General features: G+C 34.3%; 6 protein-coding genes. 2 read left to right on the plus strand and 4 right to left on the minus strand.

From position 1 onward, the window contains the following. The 3 genes from ACILQF_RS07870 to ACILQF_RS07880 all read right to left on the minus strand — a co-directional run. Positions 1-1603 (minus strand): CocE/NonD family hydrolase (locus tag ACILQF_RS07870; protein ID WP_395626871.1); only part of this gene is annotated, 1603 nt, incomplete at its 3' end. A 220-nt stretch (positions 1604-1823) separates the two neighbouring features. Continuing rightward, positions 1824-3185, minus strand: a complete 1362-nt coding sequence (locus ACILQF_RS07875) for an FG-GAP repeat domain-containing protein (RefSeq protein WP_395626872.1) — start codon at positions 3183-3185, stop codon at positions 1824-1826. Between the two features lie 204 nt (positions 3186-3389). Then, positions 3390-4613, minus strand: coding sequence for an FG-GAP repeat domain-containing protein (locus ACILQF_RS07880; RefSeq protein ID WP_395626873.1), 1224 nt, complete (start codon positions 4611-4613; stop codon positions 3390-3392). A 640-nt stretch (positions 4614-5253) separates the two neighbouring features. On the opposite strand from ACILQF_RS07880, the gene ACILQF_RS07885 reads away from it, so the two are divergent. Beyond that, complete coding sequence (locus ACILQF_RS07885) at positions 5254-6651, plus strand: FG-GAP repeat domain-containing protein (RefSeq protein ID WP_395626874.1); 1398 nt, start codon at positions 5254-5256, stop codon at positions 6649-6651. A 93-nt stretch (positions 6652-6744) separates the two neighbouring features. Here ACILQF_RS07885 and ACILQF_RS07890 read toward each other — a convergent pair whose 3' ends face one another. After that, positions 6745-7059, minus strand: a complete 315-nt coding sequence (locus ACILQF_RS07890; protein ID WP_395626875.1) for a JAB domain-containing protein — start codon at positions 7057-7059, stop codon at positions 6745-6747. Positions 7060-7417: 358 nt separating this feature from the next. Here ACILQF_RS07890 and ACILQF_RS07895 point away from each other — a divergent pair. Next, positions 7418-8196, plus strand: a 779-nt coding sequence (locus ACILQF_RS07895; protein WP_395626876.1) for a hypothetical protein, incomplete at its 3' end; no start/stop codon positions are given.

An 8196-nucleotide genomic window follows, 5' to 3' on the forward strand; every position in this document is an offset into this window, starting at 1 on the left:
TTACTCTCTGTATCGTTTCATCCAAATTATAAGCTTTCCCGTCTGGATAAACATCAATCAATTTCAAGGTAAAATCAGTGTCCTTTGCATCAGATGAAACATAGAGAATAGATTCAATAAAACCACTAATTTCAACATCTTCTGTTAATGGAGGAGTGGAATACACCAATATATCTTCTCTTAATTCCATCGCTTGCTGGTCAAAAGAACCGCCTTGTATGGCATTTCCTATACAACAAACATTCCCACCAAATGAAGGAACCGGATTCAATGGATCATAAACAAATTCATCTGGTTGATCAGTTTTATTGGGCGACAAAACCAGGCTACCATTTCCATTTCTTGTATTTGCTTTACCAGCACTATTTAAATAGTAAGTGGTGGCCATTGCTTCAGTTGGAGGCCAGGTTTCACTTTGCTGCCATTTATTAGAGCCCATTGTATAATATTGAACTCTGGGCATTTTACTTTTTATTCCATTTTCTTCAGACTTTAACCAGTAATCAAACCAGCCATAGGTCATTGCATCATAATCAAGTCTGGCATCTCCCACACTTCTTTCTCCAACAATGGTGTTTTCTGTAGCTCTCTTGAAAGAACAATGCAATGTGGGTGCAATAACGAGGTATTGGTTATCTGCCGCTTTTGGAAATTTTGATTTATCTCTTAAAAGATTAAATAGAGCTATGTTTGGCGTTGATGCTACATCATACCAGGAAACGAACCAATAGGATGGTTTATTAAATGGCATATTATCATGGAAAAGGCCTCCCTTATACCATTTAGGATCATTAGGTTTTCTGCGAATCATATCCTCATAAACGCCAATTGGTCCACCTACATTTTTAATGATATCTTGAACTGGCAGGTGTTTAAGAGCAGTTCCCCAATCTACTTTAGGGCTTTCTGGGGCTAAATCAAAATTTCTTGATACTCTGATTAATTCTTCTTGCGTAATATCTGCAGGAAACATTGGCCTAACACGATCATTTTGAACGCTATAAAGCCATGAAGTAAATAACATTTGCTGAGCACCGCCTCTAAACCAGTTTCCTTGTTCGTACAAATTGCCAATTCTTCCTACCCCTGCACCAAAACCCTGGGGAATAAGTGCAACATGCGCAGGGTGATCCAAAGATGCGACCGCCATTTGCCATTCTGCAGTGGAAGAACAACCTATGGTACCTATTTTTTTATTAGACCATTCCTGAGAAGAAATCCATGTGAATGCATCATATCCATCTGTAGTCGGGGTACCCAATATATCCCAAACACCTTCTGAAAAAAAGCGTCCTCTTTCATTTTGTACCACATAAACATAGCCTTTTTGTACCGCATCATAAGCTGCTTCATATTGCCTGATCATTTCCTTTCCATCAACCCATTGATTGAAATTATAAGGAGTTTTTGAGAATATAACCGGATATTTACCTGGATTTTTAGGTCTGTAAATATCTGTTGCCAGTCTGATACCATCCCTCATAGGCATCATCACTTTATGATCAACAATGGAAATCTCCTTTAATTTTTCTAAGGTGATTGTCGCAGTTTGCCCAAATAAAACTAGGGGTAGTAAAAAAAGAAATAATAAACTTTTTTTCATGTTTTCGGTTTTTGTATGTCGTAAAAGAAAGTAGACAGTTTTTTGCAGAGCGTTTCTTTGTTTAAATGTAAGATTTTTTCTATTCAAAATAGTTTTTAACGCCTGAAAGTGATTTATTTTAACAGAGTCATTTCAACTTTTACGAATACCCCTATTCGCGACCTTTATAGGGGCGTTTAAGGCTTTTAAATAACATGTAAACTTGTTTTAGATTGATATACTATCTTTTTATTTTAAAACCATTTCCTGTATTTTCCCAATATAGATTTTGTGAAATTGAGAATTCCCAAATATCCCAAGTAGCAACATGGTTTGGAATAAGGTCAAAATCACCATCATCATCAATATCATAAATTCTCAATTCATAAAAATTGGGGAAAGTGCCGCGAACTTGGCTATTTCTTGGAAAAATAGAGTTATAGGTATCAAATTTTTCTTTAGTGACATCTCTAAACATCCTATTCCCAAGATTTTCGCAAAGTTGTATAATATATCCACCATAATTAGGTGTGCTTACTGTTAAAATATCTATATCGCCATCCTTATCAAAATCAACAAATGAGAAGCCTAGTGGGCTAACATTTATATTATTCGCAATGCCAAGTCCCTGTAGGTATTCTAAAGGTAAATCTGAGAACCTGTTTTCAAAATCAAAAGTTCCAGATCCATTACCCCAATAAACTCTTGTCGAAATGTGGTTATACTCCCAAGTTGGGACTATTTGATTGTGAGTATAAGATGCTAAAATATCTAAATTTCCATCACCATCTACATCAAACAACTCTACCGTAGAGGCAGCATAATTCTTCCTTTTCCCATTAGGTTGTACAGGAAGAATTTTATCTAACCCTTTGAATTGGGAAAAGCTATCTGTTTTCAGAAAATTATTAGAACCATCATTAAGATATAAAATTGGCATTGAACCCAAATCTTCATTATTAGGATTCGTATAAGCTGATCTCCAGACTAAAATATCTAAATCCCCATCCTTATCAACATCTCCAAGGCTTTGCCCATGAATTGAAACAGGCTCACCGATTTGCTTGTAAGTTATATCCCCCTTATTATTGATTGTGGCTAGTTGAAATGACGTTGGGCTACCATAAGTGCCATTCACTAACATATGATCTTCTTCTGCAGAGAATAAAACCTCGAAAACTCCATCATTATTTAAGTCAATTGTTTTTAAACGCGGCATAAATTTTCTATTCGCATCAACCACCTTCAATTTGGGTGCTGCGCCCAAAAAATCATCTACCAATAATATTTTCCCGAAATTTGAAGCAAAAGGGGCATCCTTGAAATTCGTTAAAAATGCCATCATATCTAATTTCCCGTCCAAATTATAGTCCAAATAGCATTTAGAGGGATCCCAAAATCGGTAATCTGCGCTGATTGGTGAAATTTCATTAATTTGAAACTTATATTTTGATGCTTTCTCAACCGTAATATAAAAACCCGGGAAAATCTGATTCGCAAAACTACTGCTCGTTGTTGAATTAATTCCTGAATACTTGGGACTTTTGTTTACAATATTTGATGGAATACTAGTTGTTGGTGGAACTATCGAGGGTTTTTCCATTTTACTGCAAGCAGCAAAAATAAACCCAATGAATATTGTTAAAAATACCCTCCTCAAAATGTGTAGTTTTTGTTTGTAAGCTAAATGCAAAATTTTGTATTTTTTCATAGTTCTAATTATCCAAGGAGTTTAGTAACACTAATCTATAGTTTGGTAAATGATGAGGAGTATTCAAACTACTCATAAAATCCCTAACCCATCTTGTTAATATTTCCTTCTAAAAACCCCGCCTGCATCTTGCTCCCATCTAACATTTACTGATCGGTTTGAACTTACAATATCAACCTTCCCGTTATTATCAATGTCAGAAATAAAAATATGCTTTACGTGAATGAAGCCGTTTTGTGCAGTAATATTAGTGTTGGTTGAAATATATTTGGAACTTTGATTAGCGAATGAACCGCCTTTGTCAGTCGAACCATAAAAATCTACCGCCCATCCATTCGGATCAATACTAAACAAAATGACTTCTAAAGTGCCATCTCCATTTACATCATAAGCATCAATATCATAAACCCCAATATTGGGAATTGAAATATTAGTAACATTTGAAAGATTAAAAGTCTTTCCATCTCCCCAAAATATCCTAAGTTGATTTGCATTACCTGCCTGATTTCTGTTATTTAAAACAAGATCCAAGTAACCATCTTTATTGATATCTATTAGCTCGCTGGCGTCTACCAGTGAGATGCCGCTAATCCCTGAGATTTCAGTAGTGGTGAAGTTCCCCGATCCATCATTTAATAATAGTTTGTTCTTAACTCCATTATGCATTAGATGAAAGTTAAAAACTAGTACATCTAGATCACCATCTTTGTCAATATCACCAGAACAACCCGAAACCCAAAATCCACTCAGTCCACTAATTTCTTTAACATTAGTTAAATTACTTCCCATATTCAGGAGTAGTTTATTGGTGGTCATATCCGGCATACAGTTGCAAGTATTCGGTGGGTCATAGGCTTCAACAGAAAAAATATCTGGTTTTTTATCCCCATTGAAATCACCCACTAAGGTTTTATTTCCACGCATAGTGGATGGACCAGCCCAGGAACTTTTTATAAAGGCCTTGCCATTGTTTAAGTATAAAACGGGTGGAGGAACGTTACCGGGTATGTTGATGTCGTAGTTTTTAAAAGAAAAAATATCTTCATCTCCATCCATATCAATATCTAATTGGCTACTTGATGTAATATCAGTAGGGTCAAGATTTTTTGGAGTAAGATTTCCAGTTGATTCAAATAGGGTATTGGGATCAATCCAGTTCTGGTAATTTGATAAAATATAAGAAGGTTGTAGATAATCTCTAAGTGTTACTATAGAAGTTGTGGGCGTAATGGGAGTGGTAGTTTGTGGCTTTTTGGAACAGGAGATAATAAGAATCAATGCCGGTAAAAGAATCGTTAATCTCTTTGGATAGGTGTTCATGTTGGGGTAAATAATACTGCTGAACAAAATAAACAGTTTCATAATAGAGTGAAGAATAAATAATGTGACATTGTGTGATAAGCGGGAAGTCACATAAGTTATTCATACTCATCCAAGATTTTGAATAGTGCCCTATCCCAAATTAAGTTGAATTAAAGGTATTGGTTAATCTTCCCTATAATTTTGCCATGGATTACTTAGACAAAATGTTTAATTTCAAATGTAAAAAAATGAAAAATCAGCCCTCTGCAATAAATAACATCATGAAACCACTAAAAACCTATTTGATACTGATCTTAATTAGTACCATACTGTTTATGTACTTAGGCATGTATAATGAGATATTAATCCACTACAAGCACAATCAATTATCAGACCTAATTGGCTTTCGTGTCCGTCATTTGAACCATAATTTTTATACAGGATTTTTTATTTTGAGTATCACAATACTTACAGCAGCTTACCTAATTATAGAAGCTTTACTTTTTTTCAAGAGGAGAATGAATAATGATAAGCAGAGGTAAAATTTCTATTTCTAGAATGTTATGCACTGTAATATGCGTGACGTCACTCAATTAACATGAATATTAATAGCAGAAATGGGTAGAACAACTTATATCCATAACTTTGCTTGTCTATCATGAAAAAAATTTTAATTCTAATCTTTCTATCTTCTTTATTTGCTTGTAAAAAATCTGAACAAGCAACAGGCACAGCACCAATTACAACACCTGCGCCAATAGATCCCCTAGCCTCCTTTCAAGGATATAAAGTACACCCACAAGCTAAATTATTGGGTACATATTATTGGGAAAATACAGAAGTATTAATGGATTTAATGGTTGTAGCTTATCAAACTCCCTACGGGACTAGAAACCGATATAATACTTTTTTAATCCAAATGGCTTGCGGCGATTTTAATAATGATGGATGGATTGATATTTTTAATCCCGGCGCAAGCTACAATGGTATTCAAGGGAGTATGACCTTTCTGATTTGGAATCCCACTAAAAAGATATTTGAAGAGCAAAATTTATTAAAAGACCAAACCATAAAAAGTTTTGATGGTAATAAATCAAAAACTATTCCGGTGTATCTAAATAATGATGACTATGTTGATATGGTATTATTGACACTTGAAGATGAAGGAAATTATTTTTATAGTCCCAAAAAAGTGAAAGTTTTGATAAGTGATGGACAAGGGAAATATGATATAGCAGAACTTTCACATATGAATCCTGAAATATCTGCCGAGGGCGCAGATATTGGAGATTTGAATGGAGATAAAATACCAGACCTTGTTTTATCATCTGGAAGTTGGTTTAAAATATTATGGGGTAAAAATTCTCCTCCTTTTTTTCAAACAGACTCAACTCCATTTTTCTCCTTTCCCATAGTAAATTTAATTGGTGGTACAATCGTGAGATTTACAAATAATAATGGATTTGGAGAAATCTGCACGACTTGTATTGAAAACGGTGTAAACGATGTTTCGATATTTGATATAAACAAGGACGGTTGGAATGATTTAATTCTTCAACAAACCGAAAGTAATGATCCAAACTATATAGGCAGCACCAAAATATTATTAAATAAAGGTGGTGGGAAATTTAACAACTCAAGTGTTATTAGATTACCAAAGGTTGACCCCAATCTAAAACTAATTAGTCAAGAAGATTATCAATTTGATGACTTAAATGAAGATGGGAATATTGATATCATAGCCCTTAATCAAACTGAATATAAAACTTGGAACATAGTTGTTTACTTACAAAATGCATCTGGTAGTTTTGAGATTAAAACGGATTGGTTTCAATATTCGATTAATAATCCACGTAAAGGATTCTGGAAGTCAAATTTGATTTATAGAGATTTTAACAATGACGGGCTGAAAGACATTACTTATCTAGATGCTGCAGACAATGGAGAAACAAAATTTAAATCAGTTTTTATTCGAAAAGGAAATCAATTTATTGAAGAGGATATCTATAAATATGATCCTTACGCCAAATCAGTAATGTCAAAAATTAATTACTAAATTATCAAAATAACAATTCCTGCTACCATTCCAGCTACCGCTAAATCAAAAAACCCCTCAATACGTATGTAAAGAGGGGTTTTTGATTATTGGTTAAAAATTAAAATTCAACATAAGTAAATGAGCTAAAATAAGCCCTGAAGCTAGAGTTTTTAGTGCTATAGATAAGATTAGCCTAACATCTGCAATAGTGCCTGTGAGACCTCCTCTGGAGAGCTGATAAGAGCCCAGCACCCTGTTTGCTCTGTTTAAATAAAGTACCACAAATTGTTCTTGTAAGCATATCGTATCTTGAGGAAATAATGTAGCAAGTATATCGAATGCCTCTCTTGAGGTGTTAATTGTTTTAGAACTAGTTAAACCTGGTTTATAGCTCCCCTGTATTTCTGAAAGTGTTTCTTTTGTCATGGTTGTAAAATAAAACACCCAGTGCTGGTGGGCACTGGGCAGTGAATAAAGAGTTATTTTACAATGGACGCTATAATTAAAATAGTATCTTTTTGATTTAAACTAAATAATTATTCAATAAAAAATTCATGTTTTTTCTGTTATTAATTCAATTGTAAAATTCTTTTTTTACTTTAAAGTATATTTTTAAAAAAATAATCTCCTGATAAAGTATTTATACTTATTTGTTTTAAAATACTTCAATTTTTCTGTATTTCTGCCTTAAGAAATTAAAATATTATAAAATTATATGTATCCTTGTTAGGTTTACTATATAAATAAAATCTTTCCAGAAGTTTAAGGTAACAAATTGAAATCTATGAAAACTAAAATAAGTCTTTTAGTTCCAATTACCCTCTTATTATTGTGTTCTAAACTGTATGCCCAGGTCGGCATTGGCACCAACACTCCAGCAGCTTCAGCAGCATTGGAAGTTAGCTCTAGCACCAATAATAAAGGAATATTGATTCCCAGAATCACTGCCACTCAGAAGGATGCCATTAGCAATCCTGCCGCAGGTTTAATGATTTATCAAACCTCTGCTCCTGCAGGGTTTTATTATTATTCTGGAAATTCATGGATATTATTGGTTAGCCAAACTGATTTAGACTTAAAAGTTGCTAAAGTTAGCGGTAAGGACTTATCAAGTAATGATTACACCTCAGTTGAGAGAACAAAACTGGCGGCTATAACAGGCACTAACACAGGAGATCAAACCACGATTACGGGTAATGCTGGTACAGCAACAAAACTGGCAGCCTCAAAAAATATCAATGGAGTGGCATTTGATGGAAGTACAGATATTACGATTTACGCAGCAGCTGCAGCAGAACAGTTAACGGGTACCGCCTTAAAATCAACAGTTACAGGTTCCAGTTTAACAAGTGTGGGAACATTAGCAAACTTAACGGTAACAGCTCCAATAGCAGGAAGTATAACAGGAAGTTCAGGTTCTACCACAGGTAATGCTGCTACAGCCACAAAATTAGCTGCAACTAAAAATATAAACGGAGAAGCATTTGATGGTAGTGCAGATATAACAGTACAAGCAGATGCTGGTACCTTAACAGGCACCGCCCTAAAGTCAACGGTAACAGG

Source organism: Daejeonella sp. (assembly GCF_044232565.1).
GTDB lineage: Bacteria > Bacteroidota > Bacteroidia > Sphingobacteriales > Sphingobacteriaceae > Daejeonella.

Bases quoted from the DNA above. Each gene is read 5' to 3' on its own strand.
- ACILQF_RS07880 (WP_395626873.1), bottom strand. From the start codon at position 4,613: ATGAACACCTATCCAAAGAGATTAACGATTCTTTTACCGGCATTGATT.
- ACILQF_RS07890 (WP_395626875.1), bottom strand. From the start codon at position 7,059: ATGACAAAAGAAACACTTTCAGAAATACAGGGGAGCTATAAACCAGGT.
- ACILQF_RS07875 (WP_395626872.1), bottom strand. From the start codon at position 3,185: ATGGAAAAACCCTCGATAGTTCCACCAACAACTAGTATTCCATCAAAT.
- ACILQF_RS07885 (WP_395626874.1), top strand. From the start codon at position 5,254: ATGAAAAAAATTTTAATTCTAATCTTTCTATCTTCTTTATTTGCTTGT.